The following is a 19372-nucleotide window of genomic DNA, read 5'->3' on the forward strand; positions in this document are numbered from 1 at the left end:
TGGAACATGGATGAGTTATTTTTTAGCTACGGGCGGCTTTTTTGCGACGCAATAAACAACCGCAGCCATGTCAATGGATTTTGGCCAGTATGAGAAAATGAAGTCCAAAAGTTTTACCGGAAAGAAAAGGATCATGGATATATCCAATAGGAACCAGTACAACGTATCATTGCCGACCGAAAATATCGTTGCCACCAGGTAACAGATAATTACAGTGAGTGAGGAAAAAGGACCTGCGCGTACACCGATCTCTAGAATTTCGAAACCACTGAGTAGTTCGATCAACCCCAACTTCGTCCATCGGGTAAAGTCTGACGGCGACGAGTGGAACGGATAGATGAATGGTACGGTTATATATACAAGCCCGTTCGGTTTTAACACGCGATATACTTCTTGAATTGCTTTCCCTGGCGTTCTAAGATGTTCAAAAACTGTATCACTGATAATCGCGTCCACTGTGGCACTTGCGAGGGGCATGTCGGAAGCATCTCCGATAATATCTACTCCCGGATATTGAGCAATATCCATATTGGTGACTCCGGGAGCAATAATCTTCGGTCCAGAACCAAGGTTTATAATCGTTCCGCGTACTGTATACTCACATAGAAAACGTTTTGGACTCAGTCCACGCAGAAGGAGGGGGCCGAAAACAACCGCAAAAAAGTAGTAAAATCTTGGCCATTTTTTGAAGTGTTCTCTAAATATTGACATTATAGTACGTTAGCAGATTTCTTTCTTGCCACACACATGATAGACACCCCAAATGGATAGTTCGTATAGTGGAGGAGTTTTCCTTCTGCGTGAAATACCAGATACAAAAATCTGTTCCATATGTTTCTAGTGAATATATTCTCGTTTTTCATGGCAAATACTGGAAGTCGAGAAATCATTCTCACGAGAAAAATGGGGGGGAATAAGAAAAAATTGAAGTAGCTTGTGCGCACAATATCGAATCCTGCATCGCGCAGATCTTTCAACAGTTTGTTTTTTGTGTATCGACGTTTGTGTTCACTCAATACATCGGTCACACTCCAAAGAAACTCGAAGGCAGGGACAAATATGATCACAGTGCCTCCCTGTTTAGTCACTCGAAGTAATTCTTGCAATGCCTGATGTACGTCATCAATATGCTCGAGGACATCAAGAGCAAGCACCACGTCGAACGTATTATCAGAAAACGAAAGGTGTGCACAAGACTCAAGGAAAAGATTTTTTATGCCCCTTTTTTTACAAAAATTTATTGCTTGTTCAGATGGATCGACACCAATCACGCTTCCGAAAGGTTCTAACGCCTGCAGTAATGCTCCCGTGCCACAGCCGATATCTAAGATAGTACGCCTGTCTGAATTAACCGAGTGCTTTCTGATAAGTTGAACTACGATTTCTCTTCTAACCCGGTACCACCAGTGTTCAAGCTCGTAGGTGTATAAGGTCTGATAGTGGCTAATCTTCATGGGTTGTGTTCTTTGAATCCTGAGATTTTTTAATCCACGCAAATGTCTCGCTGAGACCTTCCTGTAAGGATACGGTGGGCTTGAAGGAAAGCAGCCTTTTCATTTTTGAATTGTTACCGACCCGAAAAGTCCCGTGGGTTTCGTCCTTCGCCACATGTACAGGAACCAGTGGAGATCTTGCCACCTTGAGCATACTGTCAGTGAGCTTTATAATACTCGTTGCAGAACCGGACGAAACATTCACTATCTCGCTATCAATGTTCCGCTCCAATGCGCGCAACGTCGCTTCAACAGCATCCGTAATATATATATAATCAAGTGCCTGCTTGCCGTCGCCGCAGATCAGGGGCGGCTGGTGTTCAAGAATTCGTTGGAAATTCTTTAGTATGACCGATTTATAACCGGAACCCGCATATTGGCGCGGACCATACACGAAGTGATAGCGAAGCGCAATCCAGGAAGTACCGTACTTTGCTGCAATATAACCCAGCAGATGCTCGCCGGCGAGCTTAGATATTCCATATACCGTGTCGGGAAGCGGCGTCTCTTCCTCTTGATACTTTGGCTTATGACGTCTTCCGTACGCATAGAGCGAAGAAGCGAAAATAATTTTTTGAACACCTTCTTGGGCGGCAATCTCGAACAGTTCTTGCGTGCCAAGAATATTCACTAAAAAAATTTTCTGAGGAGTCTTTTTTGATTGATTATGCTTCTCGGCCGCAAGGTGGATCAAATAATCGATCTTATGCTTTTTAAAAATATCCCGCAATACTGACGAATCGGCGTATCCGAGTGAAAATTCGATGACGGGGACTTTTGTTGTAACTTGCGGCGAAACTGTAATATTGCTTTCTTTTCCATACTCAAGACTGTCGATGATTACGACCTTTCGCGCACCTCTCCTCAATAGTGCCTCAGCCATGTGCCCGCCAATAAATCCGCACCCTCCAGTCAGGAGAATAGTCTTGTCAGCAATTGGATACCCGTTCTGCGTGGTCATGGATTGTGTCTTAACCCATCTTTGATTACTTGGAAATCTAGGTTGAGTGACGAAAGGCTTGGTTGAAACTTTCCGGTTCGACCAAGCGGAAATGCTTCCAGAAACTGAACTTCAATTTTCAAATCTGGCCCCAGATAATCTTGTAAGATTTTAAAAATTTCTGTGAGCAAATCGTCCGTGTATCGTGGTCCTTTGATAATTCTCAATATAATGGTGCCGAACTCACGTTGTTCAACTTGAAATTGTCTGATACCGTAGTCAAATTCCTTAAAGAGGTGCAGAAAAAAGGAGCCGGGTACATACTGTTTTCGAGTGCCGATGATAATAGCCTGGGTTCTGCCATGAATTTCTCCCATGAGCGGCAGACCGCGTCCACAGCTACAAACTTCGTCTGTTGCAGTTGCTAAATCGCCGATACGATATCGAATAAAGGGCATGCAAAAGTTGTTGAGGTCGGTAATCACAACTTCCCCGACCTCGCCGGGTTTTGCGGGTTTACCGTCCTTGATGATTTCAACAATATACTGTTCCGCCATGATATGGTGTCCGCGGTGCGCGTTACATTCATATGCGATGCCGCTAAATTCTCTTGCCCCATATTTGTCAAATACTTTTGTCATAAATACCTGTTCTACGGTTGTGCGGCTCTGGGGAGGCAGAGACTGAGCAGAAGAAATAATACCCTTCGGCCTAATCTGCGTAAGTGGGTTATCGCGCACATACTGGGCGAGCATGTTGAATGATTCGGCATACCCATCGATAAGTGATGCCTTGCTCTGGGCGATCAGTCGAACGATTGCCGGCAAATTTTCACGCTTCATGCGGTATGCCGGAATAAATTTTCTGCGGGTCATGAAAGCGTCAATAAACTCCCGGACAATCTGACTTGTATTCATACCGATTGTTTGGTGCCACAATCGCAGACAACGATCTCCAAACCGGTACCCTGTCCATTCTTGACTTCGCAACGTTGCTGCCCAGCGGATCTCTAACTGCGTTCGGTCTGCATAACAAATGAATGGCTGGCCCGTCGAGCCACTGGTTGAAATCCTGTAGATGTTTTTCTTGTCATGGTTATCTGAAAACAAATCGAAATACAGATTCTCACGTACCGTTTGCTTGTCGAGAAATGGCAATTTCCGCAAATCATCGAGGCAGGTTATATCGTCAGGGGTTATTCCGAGTTTTTCAAAAAGATCATGATAATAAGCGACGTGGCGATAGGAGTGATCGAGCAGTATCTTGAGTTTTTTGAATTGAAGCTTTTTTATTTTTTCGGGAGGCAACCATTGCGTTTTTCGTAAAATCCAAAAGTATCGTATCGCTTCCCGAGTGATCATCCAGTGGTGAATCGGCATGAGCAAACCATATACGTAAAAATATATTTTGCGAGCTGTTGACCATGGAACAGACTTATCGAGTACATTGTTTTCGTCCGAGAACCTCTCGAGTAGCGTGATCGAATTAAATCGAATCCGATACTCAAAAAAAGCTTTGCCAATGTCAGCCAAAGCTTTTGCGACCACCAACAGAGGGAAGGAACGCAAAAAAGATTGTCCCACGAGTCGTTTATCAAACAACGTCTCAACTTCACGGATCGAATATCCCTTTGCATGTGCGGCAACAGTAATCAGCGACTGAAAATAAAAATAGGAAAAACGGTGCTGCAAGACATCAAGGAAGACTTCTCGACGAGTAAGGATAAACCCTGATTTATTGTCTCGAGATCTCATGCCGAACAGTACATTGAGAATTTTATTCAGTGCAATACTCAACAAATACCGTGTCCCCTTTTGTCGGCCTATGCTACTTCTCCATCCTTGTACGAGGTCGACATTTGATTGTGTGTAGTCACGATATAACCGAATAATGTCCTCGGGTAAATTTTGCAGATCTCCGTCAATAATGCACACTAAGTTCCCCGTAGCTGCTCGAACTCCCTCTTTCCATGCAGTTTCGATTCCTCGATTCGTGGCGTGAAAAACACCTCGTATTTTGTTGGGGAACTGGAGTTCTTTTTCTCGTATAATCCTCGCGGTATCATCGCGGCTTCCATCATCAACAAGGATAAGCTCGCTCGAGATGTTAAGTTTTTCGAAGACCTTCAAAAGACGATCGCAGAGCTCGGGAATATTGCCCGCTTCATTAAAGCAAGGAACAATGACGCTTAGTTCTCGTGTGCTTTTCATTAAGGTAACGCCTTAGTTTGTTTTGATAAATTGAACAACGTTCTTTGCTCGCCCATTCCATGTATATCGTACAACGTCTTTTTTGGCCTGTTCGGCCCTCCGTCGGGCTTCTTCTGAATGGCTAAAGATATACTCTATCATATTCTGAAGATTTTTTCCTTCCGAGTCGGGATGAAAAAGAAAAGCGGACTTTTCGTCGACAATCTCACGCAACGATGGCAAATCGGAGACAATAATGGGCCTGCCCGACGCCATATGAGGAAAGAGCTTCATTGGTGAAGTGTATAGCCTTGAGATCGCAGAGTCCGCAGTATTTGGGATGACGAGAATATCTGCAGCAGCTTGGTTTTCGGCCAGTTCTGCATATCGCGTTTGTCCAAGGAAGATGACGTCCGGATATTGCCCGCGAAGCTGCGAGGCTTCCTTCTGGCTGCCTCCAGCAATGACAACCGAAATACCTTTCGCCTTTAGCCCACCTGAAATCTTACAAAGTTGTCGATACCCCTTTCCTTCGCTCAGCGACCCAAGGTACATTACTACTTTGGCTCCTTCGGGGATGCCGAGTTTTTTGCGTGCAGCAATTGCATCATAATGTGTCCGGATGAACGCCTCTCCAATAGCGTCGGGAGCGACGCAAGAATTAAAGGACGGCCTGATGTCACGCAAGTATCTATCAAGCCCGTCGGTGATGGGAATAATGCCTGAAGCGTGGGTCAGAATACGTGCAACCATCCATCGCCGCGATGGCGTATGCGGCTCCCAAAAGAATTTTACCCGAAGGAAACTAAACGCAAAAGCCACAATAGCATCCCGTGTATAGAGAATATCGTTCGATGAAGATTTTTTGACCATGCCGCAAGCCTGCAATACATATCGAGCGGTCTGGACGGCAAACCCGACCCTGCCAGCCCAAGTAATCTCAGTGGCGGGTAGATAGGTAATCGTAAAATTTTCTCGAATCGCGTAGTAGCCGAAAGGGTCTTGCGAGATAGCGGTGGTCCGTCGCGGCACAATGAGCTCAACACGAACCCCCTGGTCGGCAAAAGCTTCGCACATATTCATAATCTGGGCACCGTGTGCTTTTTCGGTTGGAAGGCGAATATTGGCAAAATATCGCAAGCGCGGAGCTGTTTTCATTTTTTTATACCAATACAAAAAACGGTCGATCCCTGCGGCAGTGAGACGTGCCTAATAAGGACTGACTCGATAGTAAGAATCAGATAGAAAAGATTGTTCATGCCACGGGAGACTCTTTTTATATCAGACCGCGAAACTAATGGGGGGAACAGTTGATCAATTCTCCGTTTCAGATATACAAACGGAAAGAGAAAGAAATTTGCGTAGGTGCTTCGTTCCACCTGTATGCCGGCATCTGCGAACAATTGCTCCAATTCTTTGCGTGAATATCTATGCCGCGTCATGTTAACTTCGTCGTGAGGGCCGCGTAAATACTCATGCGCAGCAACGCTGACCATCAGTCTTCCATTGGGCTTTAGTGTCCGTGCGAATTCTTTCATGACACGACTGTCACTCGGTATATATTGATGATAGATGACATCAAGGGATACGATCATATCGAAGAAATTATCGGGAAACGGCAAACTATTTACGTCGGCTCGTACGGTATTGGCAACTCCTCGACTTCGGCAAATCGCAAGAGCCTCTTCTTCGATATCCACTGCATAGACAGTACCGAATCGGTTGATCTTTGCACTAAACCACCCCGTGCCACATCCCGCATCTAAGATACACAAGTTTTTCGGAGAGACGGAAAATCTTTGCACCAGGACAAGCGCGATTCGCGACATTCCTTGGAACCACCAGTGGGTGGTATCGTTATCTTTGAAATTGTCATACTCTTGTTTCTGCATATCTCCGAATACAATGTAAGAATATTACTTTACGACAAAAATATTATACCCGCTCACCTGTTTGGTTTTTGCGTACCCGAGTATTCGATCGAAGAATCCTGCGCTACGAAGGAAAAAGTTCGACCTACCGAGGGGAGTCAGTCTTATCAGCGTCTCTATTGCGCCACGCACCGGAGCAACTTCCACCGTGGAAAAATCTTTAAAGAGATACTGAACGGAGTCGTGCGTAAACCGCCAGAAATCTTTATAATAACCGATTTCGGCATGATAATAGTAGAGAAACGGCACATATACAAAGAGATATCCACCCGGCTTGAGCACGCGCAACATTTCCTGCGCGGCAAGCAGGGGGTTCTCAACATGTTCCAATACGGCAATACAGATGATCGCATCAGTGCTGTTATCCATAAACGGAAGCGCATGAATATCCCCCACGATATCAGGATTATAATCCGGTACTGGATCCAAAATTTTATACTCAACATTTTTTAAGAGTGGCTCAATCCATGCGCGTGACGGGTCGTATCTGTTATTCTTCTCTTTGATAATCCGCAGTCCACCTCCAATATCAATAACCACTTTCTTTTCATTAAAAATCTTAGTGATTTTTTCGTCAAAAAATTGTTCCCAAATTGCTTTCATTAGTTTTCTTTATAAAACGTTTGTATGGTACGACAGACACGTCGCACGTCTGCATTCGTCAACTCTGGATACAACGGCAATGACAGAATTTCTTTTGCCGCTTTGCTCGTCATTGGAAGATCCTTATCGGTATATCCAAAAAACTTATATGCGGGTTGCTTAAAGATCGGCATGGGGTAGTGAATTGAGGTTATCACATCGTGGTCGGCGAGATATTTTTTTAATGCGTCGCGCTTATCGGTTCTAATCACAAACTGGTGCCATACGCGTTTCACTTTCCCAGAAGAAATTTCTGGCAAAATAAGTGGCGCGCCATGCAATTCTTTTATATACAAATCGGCCAGATGTTCGCGTGCAGTATTCCAGGCGTCCAAATACGGCAAACCCCAGCTCAAAAAAGCTGCGTGAATCTCATCAAGTCGGCTATTCACTCCTTCCGTAACATTATGATATTTTGATGCTTCACCGTAATTTCTGAGCGCCTTGAGTTTTTCATACAGTTTTTTGTCGCGCGTCACGATGGCTCCAGCGTCCCCGATGGTGCCGAGATTCTTGGTCGGGTAAAAGCTGTAACATCCCATCACGCCGAAGGAGCCAACTTTCTTGCCCGCATATTCGGCTCCATGCGCTTGGCAGCAATCTTCGATGATAAAAAGTTTATATTTTTTTGCAACCTTCATTATGCTATTCATTTCTGCCGGATATCCGTACAGATGCACGGGAATGATTGCTTTTGTTTCTTTGGTAATTTTAGACTCAAGCTTTGTCGTATCAAGATTAAAAGTCTTTTCGTCGATATCTACAAAAACGGGAGTCGCACCCGCCATTCGAATAGCGCTCACGGTCGGTGTTGCCGTGTTGGCAACGGTGATGACTTCATCCTCATGCCCTACCCCCACTGCTTTTAGTGCCAGAAACAGAGCGTCAGTGCCAGAATTTACGCCCACAGTGTAGGGGATGTTCAAATACGTAGAGAAACTTTTTTCGAATACCTCTAATTCTGGTCCCAGAATAAATACGCCACGCCTTAAAACACGCTGCATGGTGGAATTTACTTCTGACCTATATTTATTATATTTTCTCTTAAAATCGAAAGGTGTGATCATGGGAATTATTTTACCAGAGAAAGAAAGTCTTCGTAGTTTCTAATATAATCGTTTGCGTCGTAATAATCATCAGCAAGCACCAGAATAACGCAGTCCGGTGAGAAATCGGTCATTTCGTGCCAAAGCATGGCATCGAGCTTAATTCCCATGTACGGGTTGTTCATGGTGATGCTTTGTTTTTTGCTTCCGTCATCAAGATTCAAAACAAAAGACCCATTAACACAAAAAATTATTTGATTTTGTTTTTTATGCGCATGCTTACCTCTTACCGCAGTTCTCTTTTTTAGATTATTAATATAATAAATCCGTTGTATCTTGAATGGCACACTACGTTCTGATTCGCCAATGGTTAAAACGCCGTCATTTCGATCATCAAAGTGTTGGAGGAAAACGATACCGGAATTTTTTACTTTAATTTCTATCATTTCAATATGTAATATGAATAATAAGATATACCGCAGAAATATCGCCCTTTTTGTTCTATCGTAAATACCCGACCAATAAGCTGTTCCCACTCTTCTTGCGAACGAATAAACTTACCCTGGTCATGAGCTTGTACAAATCTCGTTATTGGAAAGGAATTCTTGGTGTCCTCAATGATCAATAACCTTGCACCTGGTCTAAGTACGCGTTTAATTTCAGAAAAGGCACGTAAACTTTGTGGATCAGAAAGGTGGTGGAAAACTCCTACCACAAAACAGAGACCGAAATACTGGTCAGAAAAAGGAATTGTATGGCCGTCGAAGTTAACAAATCTACCTTGATGATGTTTTTTTGCATAGGCGATACTGATCGCGTCGGTATCAACCCCAACATATTGCTGCGGGTCAAAGACGGTTGACAATACTCCGGTTCCACACCCGAAGTCGAGTATTGGTCCTTGGGGTGCATATGTGGTAAGCGTATTGAGCAGCAGTTGACGGTGACGCCAAAAATTTAGCTCGATAATTCGCCGAATAACCAGGCCAACCGATGGTTGTGTAAAAAAACGGTAGACCCTGCCCGTTAGTCTTGGTATGAATAGCTCGACCCAGAGGAACATCAAGCGCCACAGAGTCAAGGTAACCCTCTTGAAATTGAAAAATTGAGACTTCCCATACACCCGGAAATAGTGAGAAATACTTACTTCCGTGAAATGTGCTCCCGCGAGCTGCAACTTTTTCACTATTTCTATCGTGATGGTTCCTGTTGTACTCGTCAGGTGAATGCGGTTTAGCAGTTCTTTGCGAATTAACCGAAAATCACAATCGGGGTCGCGAACCGGCAACGTGAATAATCCGCGCATTGCATATTGGTACAACGATCCGATGATTATGCGATGAAGAGGGTCGGAGCGTTTACGTTTGTAGCCGTTAACGACATCGACCGCAGGAGTGACGGCGGCGGCAAGCTGTAAAAGTTCGCGAACGTCGTATTGTCCGTCGCCGTCTGTATAAAAGACCCATTCCTTACTGCTTGCTTCGAACCCGCTTCGCAACGCTCCCCCGTAGCCGTGATTATACGAATGATAGATAATCTTGAGAGAAGGGAGTTTCTTGGCAAGATCTGCGAGTAGTTCTCGACTTCCATCGGTCGATCCGTCGTCAACGACAATAATTTCATAGTCGGGTGTTAGTCGCTCAGCCGTGCGTTGTGCCTCTAAAATTAACGTACCAATGGTTCCCTTATCATTATAGCAAGGAAAGAAGATGGAGAGCGAAGATAATTTTCTGTCGATGATGCTCATTTTTTCAAAAATACATAGCTACCAACGAGCTGCACATGTGAATATTTTCCAAAAAGCGGCGACGTTGAACTGTAGGATTCTTGATGCATGGCAACGATATCCGGTGTACCTTCTTTCAAGGCGAGGAGACTATCTGAACCAATATCGCCGCCATCGTTATGTATATACTGATAATAATTCCTTGAGTCGGGAAGAAAAAGAGCAATCTCCGGTGCGTTGTATATCAGGAATAGGCTTTTTTTCGGAATAGACGCGATGTAGTTCTCCAGCAATTCTGATTTATGGCTGTTATACGAGAGCGCAACAAAAGACCCCCTCCACAATAGCTTGATGTTTATCGCAACAAGTCCAAATAACAGTATCACCGCGATAAGTCTCGCTAGAGACTTTGAGAATTCAAACTTTTGGCTAATGAACTGCGCGATGTCAGTCAGATTTACCGGCAAGAAGAACAGATGTAGAACTAACGCAATAAACAAATACCGATACCATCCCGGCGTTCTGAGGTACGCTAGGAAGATCAGTATCGAATAAACCAGTGCGATAAGTTCGAAACTTCGGATATGTTTTTTGGCATAATATCGGGTCACTATCGCCGCGCACCAAATAATCAACGTTCCCATGTAGTATGCTGGAGTGTATTCAGTCACAAACCTGCGCACATTCTGCACAATAATTAGAGGAAGATCTCCTAAGCTATATGGATTAATGTAATACTGCATAACCCCGGAAAACGTATCAGTTTGGTTGAATTGGGTCACTGCCCACAGGAGGAAAGCGATTCCGAAACCAATCAGTGCATAGAGCATCCCCTGCTTAGAAAAAGTTTTCCTGCGAAGAAAAAAGATAAGTAGCGTCGCCGGAATCAACGGGAGTAAAATCGGCTTCGTTGCCACCGCAAGCCCCAGAGCGACACCGGCAAGTACGTAGTGTCGATGGGTTGAAGTGTTTCTTGTTTCAAGACGGTAGACGGCGTACAAGAAAAGCAATAGGTAGAACAATCCGGGTATCTCTGCAAGAAAATTCTTGCCGTTTCCAAAGATTGAGGGAAATGATGACACGACCACTACTGTTGCGAGAGCACTCAAAAAACCTGCCAGCTGATACGAAAAAAAGAAAACCGTCCAAAAGAATGCCACGAGAAAGAGAACTGCCGCGACACGTAAACTAAGTAAATTTTTACCTAATATCTTCACCACCACAGCCGCTGGGTATAAATAGGGGTAACCGCCGGTAATGCGAGACCCGGAGGTAACAAGATCCGGGGAAGTGCGCACGCCCAGTTGCCCCACGTCCACAATATTGAATGCTGCCTGGCCATACCAACCTTCGTCCATCCAGGTAGGCGGATTCTCGGTAAGGTGATGGGTGGACTCAAAAAGGAAAAACAAAAAAACAACGGCGATACTGCCTACGCGTACATATCGGTTCTCAAACATATTCTTGATGGACTCCATTGGTAGCAATAATACTACAGGTAAATATCGATTTAGACAACTTCTTTCAGTTCGGCCAGCAATTGCTCGGGGCTTGCGAAAATAGAGATAAAATATGCATCGACGCGAAGCTGTTTTTCGAAAACTCTTCGCGCTTCCTTTTGCATGGCAATCAAAGAGTTGCTCGTTTGCTCACGGTAAAATTTTGAGATGATTTCTGGACTATCCATGATCTCTGGGTATGGAATTCGTACTAGACATTTTGAGTAGTCGAGCGTACCTTCAAAGGGCAACACCGTTTCGGTATCGAGTAACACCGGTATACGACCAAGGCTCATGATTTCGTAGAGACGAGCTGAGTCATTCATGTCACCTCGTACCGCGAGCGAAAAGTTTGATTGCTTGATATTGGCCACAAACTCCTGACGACCGGCGTCGGCCGCCACGGTAATCGTATTCTTATGCAAAAAGAACGCACTGCGTCGAATGAACTTAGATTCTATGAGTGTTGACTGCTCTAATCTGTGCAGTATTTTCTTACGAAAGTATATTCCCTGTTTTAGGGTTTCCAGCTCTGGAGTATGTGTAAGTGACTTTTGTACGTTGATGAATTGATGATACAACATCGCGCGCGCGCGTTGTCGCAGACTGGCGTACTCTGCCCAACCGCAAAATCCAACCGACGGTTTTGTATGCGCCTTGGCTTGATAATCGATCCCCCACCGAGCACCGAGATCTTCGACAAACAGCGGGAGCTTGATTTCGTTCCTTTTCTTTTTGAAACGATATAGGGCATTCTTGAAAATGATCGCTTCGGGAATATCAATATCGTAGTCGATGTCGCCGTAAGCGAAAATAATCAGTCGCTTATGCTGAAGTTTTGCCAAGTCAACATAATGGGAGAAGAGTTCCTGATTATCCTTGATCTGCCCATAGTTATGCGGTAGCAAAATAAAATCAGCGTCCTCGGGCCGGCCGGTAATCGCTACGACCGGCTCGGTAAACTGCTTGAATATGCCATCACTAAAAAGACTCTTCCCCGCTCGGTGTTGGATCTTAAAGTTCGGGTAGAGCAGATGGGTCAGCGATACTCCTTGTTGAGTTTTATCGTAGTATATCTTTATCATAAGATTCCTTTTTCTTTTGCACGGTCGACTATCGAAAGCACACGCGCTTTGGTTGAATGTGTGTCGAGAATTGTTTGATATTCATCGACATCACGGTCAAATTTCCATTCGTTTGTTTTCAGTAGGATTCCGAGCTTCTCTAGTTGTACTTCAAATTCATTGATATTTTTAAACTGAAATATCCTTTGATACTCGAGCATACTACTCCCCAATTCGTAAATATCGATTTGTTCCGTAAGCAAGGTACAGTTGTTGGCCAAAATCTCCCAAAAGCGCAGGGTGTCGAATCCGCCGCCGCCAACCGAGATACCAACTTTTGTTCGTGCAAGAATGTCATAAAATCTATCTTGCGACCTTTGACTCCGGAAGTCACGATTAAACAAAGAGCTGGTATGTTTTGTGGCATAGGTAAATCCATTCTTATGACACCATGACTCTAAAAATTCTGTCGCCTCGCGTCGAAGTGGCGGATACTTGTCTTGACCAAAGATACAGGCAAAGTCAACGTCCTTCTTTTGGCCTTGCTGATAGTGTATGTAACGCCGCTCGATGCCGAAAGGTAACGGAATGATATTGTGGCTATAGGGCTTTTCACGCCGAAAATAGAGCGCGCATTTCTTTAACATTTCCCGATTGATTGCTCCTCTGCCCTCGTACGTTCCTTCAATGACTTTTCTCTGGATCTCTCTGTCGTATCGATTATTCTTACCGAGTTCGCTACCGTCAATATATGCCGTCCTCCCCCATCGATCCACGCGTGCCGCGAGATTGTATTGCGAACCGAACTTGTTTGAGAGCAGTAGAATAAGATCGGCTTTTTGCGCCGCTTCAATTGAATGTTCGTCCACAAAAAAATAGTCGATTGCTTGGTCTTGCTTCAGAGCATCAAGGCCATCAAGAATCGTCTCGACAAGATAATCCTGGCCATCGAGTGTAGAAATTACGGCAATATTATATCTCATGTTTCGAAAGGCTTGCGATCAGCTCGTTCACTATTGATTTTGGCTGCAAATTCTTACAGTAATACTCATAAACATTTTTTGAAATGGTTCCAGAAAATCCTCTATCCGAATAGAGTTTCAATATCTTTTCGGCCAAATCCTTGCCGTCTGCTGCTCGGCAACCGAGGTAGTGTTGATTATCGACAAAATACTCCTGTAGCGCCGGCGTGTTTGCGGTGATAATAGGTTTTTGCATCGCCGCGTACTGGTAAAACTTATTTGGAATCACTCGAGCTGCTTTTTCTGAAGCACCGAATATTCCGAGGCAAATATCGAACCCCGCAATAATACGCGGTAGTTGTTCTTGGGGGACAGCTGGTAAGCAGTTAACTGAAGATTCAAGCTTATATTTCTGTATAAGCTTGAATATGTTTTTCTCATCTTGGCCAGAACCAACGAGCGTGAATGTAATATCAGCGTGTTCGCGCAAAATTTTAGCCGCTTCAATAATATACTGTGCACCGTGGAGCGGTGAGAACATCCCCGTAAACCCAACAACGAAATTTGTGTGAGGTGGCATTGGTAATGGTCTAAAAATCTCTGGGTTCGCCGATACCGGCACGCGAATGAATTTTTTAACCGAAACACCGAACGCCTTTGTTATGTATGTAATATGCTCGTTGGTATCCAATAAAATACACGAAACGAGATGTGCACTATACCAGTCATAGAACCAGTCACGTAACCCGCGCATACCCCATCCTGTGTACAATCTCCTGTCGAGTACGTTTGTGTCGTATAACGACAGAAACATGTCTATAATGGCCTTTTTGCCCCACAGAAGACATGCTATCCAATAAACGCTCTGTCCAGGGAACCCAACGATAACAACATCGAACATCCTGCGTTTTTTCAGCTGAAAACCTTCATGTAACAATTGCCAATATTTGCTAAATCCCGAGTATTTTTTTGGATCAACTCTGCACTCGACAACCTCTACCCCGTTTTCTCTTAATCCCATCATTAACACCTGGTTACGGGCATATTCGGGGTCATAGATTCCAAAATAACAAATCTTCATTTCAGATATTTTGTGATTTTTGTAATCAGCTTCTGTAACCCGAATTTTTCTGACCAGTCTTTTTGCAATTCTTGAATTGCTGTCCCGTTTCCAGAACCAACATACTTTAGGATTTTTTCTGCCAAATCTTCCGGGTCTCGATACTTTATCATAAATTCTTCTGTGTAGTTACCGAAATATACCCCGAAGGCTTCATTGGCGACAAATACCGGTGTGCCGCAAACGACTGACTCAATAACCGTTTTGTCTAGGCCACCAGTCGGGCACAGATTAACCGTTACATTCGCGCGCTTCATATACCCTGCCACTTCTGTATATGGCACATTGCCTTTAAACTCAACCTGTTGCTCAAGGCCGAGCTCTTTGGTTTGTTTCTTTAAACTCGCTAAATAGTCTTGATCTGCCACGGTGGCTGGGCCACCGACAAGCACAATCTTAAGTGGCTTAGAAAGTTTCTGCTTAAGCAACTTTCCCGCCTCGATTAATACGTCAAGATTTTTTATCTTTGTGATACGGCCGACGTGCAATATCATGAAAAAATTTTCATCCGGCTTCCCTGTAACCGCATCGAGTAAAGGCACATCAATGCCGTGTCCCAGGACTTTTACTTTCTTACTCTTGAGGTTGAAACTTTCGGGCGCTGAAGTGAAAATAATGTTTGTTAGTTTCTCTGCTATCCGCAATTTTAGATCGACGTTTTTATGCGTGTACCAAAGGCTCACTTTCTTACCCATGAGTCGCCAGAAGAATCCGCCGAGCACCACATATTCAGGATTCATATGCACAAATACCGCATCGTAGTTTTTCCGTTCGCGAAAAATGTATCGATAGAAATTTACCAGTTCAGTAAAGCGTGAAGCGCCATGTTCTTTCCCGAGCGAATATATATGAACGTTATTTGTCAAGTTATACGTGCCTGTACCGAGCGCGATAACAGTCACCTGTTCGCATTGCGCTGAAAACTCGCGTAGCCAACGGATGAAAAACCCTAGCGTATTGTTCGGATCGCCTTCATCGACTTTTTGTGTGCAAATGAGAATTTTCATGACAAATTGCCTACTCGCCATATACCGCTTTAATTTTATCCAAATCTTTTTGTGAACCGCGAAGCAGTGAAATATTTTTATCTCGTATTGCCTCGAATACTTTTTTTCCAATATTATCATTCAGGCTTTTTGAATATGATTCTATAAAGGCCTCGAAGTCTTTGACGAAGCAGTCGCCGCCGGCACCTCGCCCGCTCTTGTGAACTGGGTTAAGGTACTTATCGCACATATACGGGTCGGCAGAAATTGCGCTCTTTATACGTTCCCAGTCTGCCTTGTGCGCCGTACCAAGGTCGAAAAGCGTATTGGCGAATACGACCTGCATCACGCCGTGAATATTGTGTGCATATTTTATAATTTCCGCTTCTTCAGCTGTGCAAATGAGCTCATACGCCGCCTTTGGCAATATATTCAGAATTTCGTTCGCAATCTTCTTGTGCTTGTCGTCCCAGACTGGCACACCGATAATATTTCTGTCTGGATGTGATGCGTTCTGTGCTGCAGTCTTCTCGACGAGAAATTCCGGTGAATGAAAGACGGTACAATGCGTGAATTCTTTCGCAAGTTTTTTCGTACTGCCTGGGATTATCGTTGACTTAATTATCGCAACCTTGCCTTTGCCTACGAGTGGTAAGACCGCATGCAGATAGCTCATATCAAAACCGGTCTGTTTCGTTGGTGTCGGCACCGCAATAAATACGAATTCGCAATCTTTTATTTTCTTTTTATTTTCTATATATTCCGGCTCAAGCGAATAACGAACAACGGCAAATCCACGATTTTCGAAATCATCTGCATAGTTCTTGCCAATCCACCCCTGGCCAATAAAGCCTATTTTGTGCATATTTTCGGTTGAATTTCTATTTCTCTTTTAGGCTCATCTGTGGTAGCATAGCATACATCTTTGCATGAAAATAGTAAAAACTGAAACACTTATCATTGGTGCCGGACCTGCGGGGCTCGCGACCGCCATGGAACTCTCAAAGGCAGGCAAAGAATTTATTCTTATCGAACGGCAAGCTTCTGTCGGCGGACTTTCCAAGACATATACATTCACCGAAAGTGATGGTCTGACGTTTTATACCGATAATGGACCTCATCGCTTTTTTTCGAAAAACCCACATTTATACAAGTTTATTGAAGACATTTTGCATGAAAAATGGATTAAGGTGAGGCGCCAGACGAGGCAGTTCATTGACGGAAAGTTTTACGATTATCCCGTGAATGCTCCGCAAGCTTTACGCAACCTTGGTACATCAAAAGCAATCCGCATGGGTATCGACTATGCAATCGCGAAGCTACACTATGGATTGTTCAGAAAAAAAATAGCAAGTTTTGAAGATTATGTCGTCGCGAACTTTGGACGATCGCTTGGAGAGTTTAGTATGATCAATTACACAGAAAAGATCTGGGGAATTTCAGCAAAGGACATCCACCCGGATTGGGCGGCACAACGCATAAAAGGACTAAGCTTTATTTCATTATTGAAAGAAGCTGGAGCAAAACTTTTTGTGGCGGGTGGGGGCCGAAAGAAACCGAAATCTTTGATAGACACGTTTTACTATCCTGCGCAAGGAACGGGTCTCATTTATGAAACGATCAAAACGCGTCTTCTTGAAAAAGGATACCGCGTGTTACTTAACACTGCGCCAAAAACATTCCAGCACGCAAACGGAACTATATACTCGGTCGTCGTAGATTCTCCGGAAGGCGAGCTACTTTTTGAATGCAAACAGGTAGTAGAGTCGATTCCGATGACTGAATTCGTAAAAATGCTCCGGCCGCTGCCACCCAAACCCATACTTGAGTCATTAGCAAAACTACGCCACCGCAGCCAGGTGTATCTTTTCGTCACACTGAATAAGGAGTCCGTCACCCCCGATCAGTGGATTTACTTTCCTTCAAAGCACGTACCCATAGGACGGGTTAGTGAAATGAAAAATTTCAGTAGCCACATGAGTCCTCCGGGAAAGACCTCACTTTTCATTGAGTATTTCTGTTTTGAGGGAGACGAAGTGTGGAACATGAACGCGGAGCAGCTTTTTGCGTACACCTTGCCATATATTCTCGAGGCTGGTCTATTTACAGCAGCTGAAGTACGAAACTATTACATGATCAAACAAAAGAATGTGTATCCGATTTATGATCTACACTACAAGGAATATTTATCAGTAGTCAAGAACTATTTGGACACATTTACAAACCTGTTTTACATTGGGCGCCCGGGAAGATTCCGCTATAACAACCAGGATCATTCGCTCGAGATGGGAATGTTAGCCGCGAAGAGCATTATCGACGGCACACACTACGATATCGAATCCGTGGGCGAGGAAAAAGAATATTTTGAAAAGGGCACGGTACCCTCGGGTACAACAGGCGCATAACGGCTATCTTTTTTACATCGATTGCCGGTCATGACTGTCTGGTGTCGACGGGTCTAGTTTTGGGCGTCTTTTTCATATACTCACAAAAGTATACGAAGAGTATGACAATAAATGGTAGCGCAGGCAATCGATATTTCGGATTACTGCTCGGTCCGGGAGTAATGGTAAAATACAGCACGCAAAACGCAAAGAGCAGTAATGTGTAATAGAGGTCTTTATTTTTCCGCACCTTCCACAACAATGACCCGATGGCCAGGTACACGAATACAAAAACGAACTGGGTCGCATACTTCAAAAATTCACTCCACGGATCTTTGGTCTCGGGATTGTAGGGAAAAGGGATGATCTTTGCGTGGTCAAGGTAATATATTGCGGACAGGTCATTTGCTACCAGGTTGCGTATGAAACCGACGAAATGCTCGCCGGCATACCCGATGGGGTTGTGGCTTATTCGTTGTAGGACCACGTGCATATATTGTGATGAATACGATAGATTTCTTTCAGGCTCTCTGACTTGTGACGGGGCTATCGGTTGTGATTCATCGGCGAATATAAAATCGTGAGTGTGGTACGCGTAAAAATTATACGCGGTGATTGAGGATAATTCGGCGACTCCAAAAACAATTTTATTTCTAATGACCCACGGCACGAGCACAAGGGACGACAACGCAATAAACAACAACGCATGTCTGACGGCAGTTGCGATTTTCAGTTTGCGATAACACATGCACCCAATCCATAGTGCAAGAAGCGGGATGAGATACGTGCCGACCGGCTTAGCCAAGATACTTAAACCGAGCGCAACAGCCGAGAGAACGAGGTCTGTCGTTTTTTCGGTACGACTGAATCGTACGAGTCTGTATATCACATAGACAAACAGAAAGACGAAGAGCGCATCTGGTTCGAGTAGATTAGTTTGATATGCCAAAAGCGGCCAAATAACGATCAGCAGACCAGCAATAAAACTCGCATTTTTCGAGAGAAATAATTGAGCAAGTCGATAGACGTAGATACCGATTCCCGAAAGGAACACGTCTAAAACTAAAACGGCTATCCAGATTCCGGATATTCCAAAAAAGTAAACAGCGGGGGCAAGAAGAAGCGGAAATAAGGGCGTGCGGAAACTATCCGGCTGGAACGGCGGATCAGGAAATCGAGAGTAGACGCCGTGGTGTACCAAATTTCGCGCATCGAGAAGGTAATTTTGGAGATCATTACCGGTTATGGAGATACCATTGTTCGCAGCATAGAAAGCGCCGGCGCCATAAAAAAAAAGGAGGAGAAAAAATGCCGACAAGCGGGCGAGCAGACCAAGCCCAAACAATAGTCGTTCATTATAGCTATCTTGTGCAGCTTCAGGCTTCATCGC

At 44.3% G+C, this 19372-nt stretch carries 18 protein-coding genes; 1 reads left to right on the forward strand and 17 read right to left on the reverse strand.

What is annotated here, in order from left to right; translation table 11 throughout:
- Nucleotides 1-15: 15 nt before the first annotated feature.
- Genes WC764_01530 through WC764_01605 form a run of 16 tightly spaced genes read right to left on the reverse strand, consistent with a single transcriptional unit; the run spans nt 16 to nt 16463 of the window.
- The gene (locus tag WC764_01530) at nt 16-711 is read right to left on the reverse strand and encodes a class I SAM-dependent methyltransferase (GenBank protein MFA6006389.1); all 696 of its coding nucleotides are present in this window, start codon (nt 709-711) and stop codon (nt 16-18) included.
- Nucleotides 711-1454: a class I SAM-dependent methyltransferase gene (locus WC764_01535; protein ID MFA6006390.1), complete on the reverse strand. Its 744-nt coding sequence runs from the start codon at nt 1452-1454 to the stop codon at nt 711-713. The genes WC764_01530 and WC764_01535 overlap by 1 nt, the downstream gene beginning before the upstream one ends.
- A complete protein-coding gene (locus WC764_01540; GenBank protein ID MFA6006391.1) occupies nt 1444-2454 on the reverse strand; it encodes an NAD-dependent epimerase/dehydratase family protein in 1011 nt (336 codons plus the stop codon). Before WC764_01540 ends, WC764_01535 begins: the two co-directional genes overlap by 11 nt.
- The gene (locus WC764_01545; GenBank protein ID MFA6006392.1) at nt 2451-4643 is read right to left on the reverse strand and encodes a glycosyltransferase; all 2193 of its coding nucleotides are present in this window, start codon (nt 4641-4643) and stop codon (nt 2451-2453) included. The genes WC764_01540 and WC764_01545 overlap by 4 nt, the downstream gene beginning before the upstream one ends.
- Before the next feature lie 12 nt (nt 4644-4655).
- Nucleotides 4656-5780 (reverse strand): glycosyltransferase family 4 protein, encoded by a 1125-nt coding sequence (locus WC764_01550; GenBank protein ID MFA6006393.1) that lies wholly within the window; start codon nt 5778-5780, stop codon nt 4656-4658.
- On the reverse strand, nt 5777-6514 hold the full coding sequence (locus tag WC764_01555; protein MFA6006394.1) for a methyltransferase domain-containing protein: 738 nt from the start codon (nt 6512-6514) through the stop codon (nt 5777-5779). Before WC764_01555 ends, WC764_01550 begins: the two co-directional genes overlap by 4 nt.
- Before the next feature lie 24 nt (nt 6515-6538).
- A complete protein-coding gene (locus WC764_01560) occupies nt 6539-7156 on the reverse strand; it encodes a class I SAM-dependent methyltransferase (GenBank protein MFA6006395.1) in 618 nt (205 codons plus the stop codon).
- Nucleotides 7156-8262 (reverse strand): DegT/DnrJ/EryC1/StrS family aminotransferase, encoded by a 1107-nt coding sequence (locus WC764_01565; protein MFA6006396.1) that lies wholly within the window; start codon nt 8260-8262, stop codon nt 7156-7158. The genes WC764_01560 and WC764_01565 overlap by 1 nt, the downstream gene beginning before the upstream one ends.
- A 5-nt stretch (nt 8263-8267) precedes the next feature.
- On the reverse strand, nt 8268-8687 hold the full coding sequence (locus WC764_01570) for an FdtA/QdtA family cupin domain-containing protein (protein ID MFA6006397.1): 420 nt from the start codon (nt 8685-8687) through the stop codon (nt 8268-8270).
- On the reverse strand, nt 8684-9988 hold the full coding sequence (locus WC764_01575; protein ID MFA6006398.1) for a glycosyltransferase: 1305 nt from the start codon (nt 9986-9988) through the stop codon (nt 8684-8686). Before WC764_01575 ends, WC764_01570 begins: the two co-directional genes overlap by 4 nt.
- On the reverse strand, nt 9985-11445 hold the full coding sequence (locus tag WC764_01580; protein ID MFA6006399.1) for a glycosyltransferase family 39 protein: 1461 nt from the start codon (nt 11443-11445) through the stop codon (nt 9985-9987). The genes WC764_01575 and WC764_01580 overlap by 4 nt, the downstream gene beginning before the upstream one ends.
- 32 nt (nt 11446-11477) lie before the next feature.
- The gene (locus tag WC764_01585; GenBank protein ID MFA6006400.1) at nt 11478-12551 is read right to left on the reverse strand and encodes an exostosin family protein; all 1074 of its coding nucleotides are present in this window, start codon (nt 12549-12551) and stop codon (nt 11478-11480) included.
- Nucleotides 12548-13513, reverse strand: coding sequence for a hypothetical protein (locus WC764_01590; protein MFA6006401.1), 966 nt, complete (start codon nt 13511-13513; stop codon nt 12548-12550). Before WC764_01590 ends, WC764_01585 begins: the two co-directional genes overlap by 4 nt.
- Nucleotides 13503-14573: a glycosyltransferase gene (locus WC764_01595; GenBank protein ID MFA6006402.1), complete on the reverse strand. Its 1071-nt coding sequence runs from the start codon at nt 14571-14573 to the stop codon at nt 13503-13505. The genes WC764_01590 and WC764_01595 overlap by 11 nt, the downstream gene beginning before the upstream one ends.
- The gene (locus tag WC764_01600) at nt 14570-15640 is read right to left on the reverse strand and encodes a glycosyltransferase (GenBank protein MFA6006403.1); all 1071 of its coding nucleotides are present in this window, start codon (nt 15638-15640) and stop codon (nt 14570-14572) included. Before WC764_01600 ends, WC764_01595 begins: the two co-directional genes overlap by 4 nt.
- The gene (locus WC764_01605; GenBank protein ID MFA6006404.1) at nt 15630-16463 is read right to left on the reverse strand and encodes an NAD(P)-binding domain-containing protein; all 834 of its coding nucleotides are present in this window, start codon (nt 16461-16463) and stop codon (nt 15630-15632) included. The genes WC764_01600 and WC764_01605 overlap by 11 nt, the downstream gene beginning before the upstream one ends.
- Before the next feature lie 64 nt (nt 16464-16527).
- Between WC764_01605 and WC764_01610 the strand changes: the two genes are divergently transcribed.
- A complete protein-coding gene (locus WC764_01610; protein MFA6006405.1) occupies nt 16528-18003 on the forward strand; it encodes an FAD-dependent oxidoreductase in 1476 nt (491 codons plus the stop codon).
- A 28-nt stretch (nt 18004-18031) separates the two neighbouring features.
- Here WC764_01610 and WC764_01615 read toward each other — a convergent pair whose 3' ends face one another.
- Nucleotides 18032-19369: a glycosyltransferase family 39 protein gene (locus WC764_01615; protein ID MFA6006406.1), complete on the reverse strand. Its 1338-nt coding sequence runs from the start codon at nt 19367-19369 to the stop codon at nt 18032-18034.
- Nucleotides 19370-19372: the final 3 nt, after the last annotated feature.

This window comes from Candidatus Paceibacterota bacterium (assembly GCA_041660505.1).
Taxonomy (GTDB): Bacteria; Patescibacteriota; Minisyncoccia; order Phycocordibacterales; family JACRKE01; genus JBAZWG01.

Bases quoted from the DNA above. Each gene is read 5' to 3' on its own strand.
- WC764_01535 (MFA6006390.1), bottom strand. From the start codon at position 1,454: ATGAAGATTAGCCACTATCAGACCTTATACACCTACGAGCTTGAACAC.
- WC764_01570 (MFA6006397.1), bottom strand. From the start codon at position 8,687: ATGATAGAAATTAAAGTAAAAAATTCCGGTATCGTTTTCCTCCAACAC.
- WC764_01560 (MFA6006395.1), bottom strand. From the start codon at position 7,156: ATGAAAGCAATTTGGGAACAATTTTTTGACGAAAAAATCACTAAGATT.
- WC764_01555 (MFA6006394.1), bottom strand. From the start codon at position 6,514: ATGCAGAAACAAGAGTATGACAATTTCAAAGATAACGATACCACCCAC.
- WC764_01590 (MFA6006401.1), bottom strand. From the start codon at position 13,513: ATGAGATATAATATTGCCGTAATTTCTACACTCGATGGCCAGGATTAT.
- WC764_01575 (MFA6006398.1), bottom strand. From the start codon at position 9,988: ATGAGCATCATCGACAGAAAATTATCTTCGCTCTCCATCTTCTTTCCT.
- WC764_01595 (MFA6006402.1), bottom strand. From the start codon at position 14,573: ATGAAGATTTGTTATTTTGGAATCTATGACCCCGAATATGCCCGTAAC.
- WC764_01565 (MFA6006396.1), bottom strand. From the start codon at position 8,262: ATGATCACACCTTTCGATTTTAAGAGAAAATATAATAAATATAGGTCA.
- WC764_01530 (MFA6006389.1), bottom strand. From the start codon at position 711: ATGTCAATATTTAGAGAACACTTCAAAAAATGGCCAAGATTTTACTAC.
- WC764_01545 (MFA6006392.1), bottom strand. From the start codon at position 4,643: ATGAAAAGCACACGAGAACTAAGCGTCATTGTTCCTTGCTTTAATGAA.
- WC764_01540 (MFA6006391.1), bottom strand. From the start codon at position 2,454: ATGACCACGCAGAACGGGTATCCAATTGCTGACAAGACTATTCTCCTG.
- WC764_01610 (MFA6006405.1), top strand. From the start codon at position 16,528: ATGAAAATAGTAAAAACTGAAACACTTATCATTGGTGCCGGACCTGCG.
- WC764_01615 (MFA6006406.1), bottom strand. From the start codon at position 19,369: ATGAAGCCTGAAGCTGCACAAGATAGCTATAATGAACGACTATTGTTT.
- WC764_01585 (MFA6006400.1), bottom strand. From the start codon at position 12,551: ATGATAAAGATATACTACGATAAAACTCAACAAGGAGTATCGCTGACC.
- WC764_01600 (MFA6006403.1), bottom strand. From the start codon at position 15,640: ATGGCGAGTAGGCAATTTGTCATGAAAATTCTCATTTGCACACAAAAA.
- WC764_01605 (MFA6006404.1), bottom strand. From the start codon at position 16,463: ATGCACAAAATAGGCTTTATTGGCCAGGGGTGGATTGGCAAGAACTAT.
- WC764_01580 (MFA6006399.1), bottom strand. From the start codon at position 11,445: ATGGAGTCCATCAAGAATATGTTTGAGAACCGATATGTACGCGTAGGC.
- WC764_01550 (MFA6006393.1), bottom strand. From the start codon at position 5,780: ATGAAAACAGCTCCGCGCTTGCGATATTTTGCCAATATTCGCCTTCCA.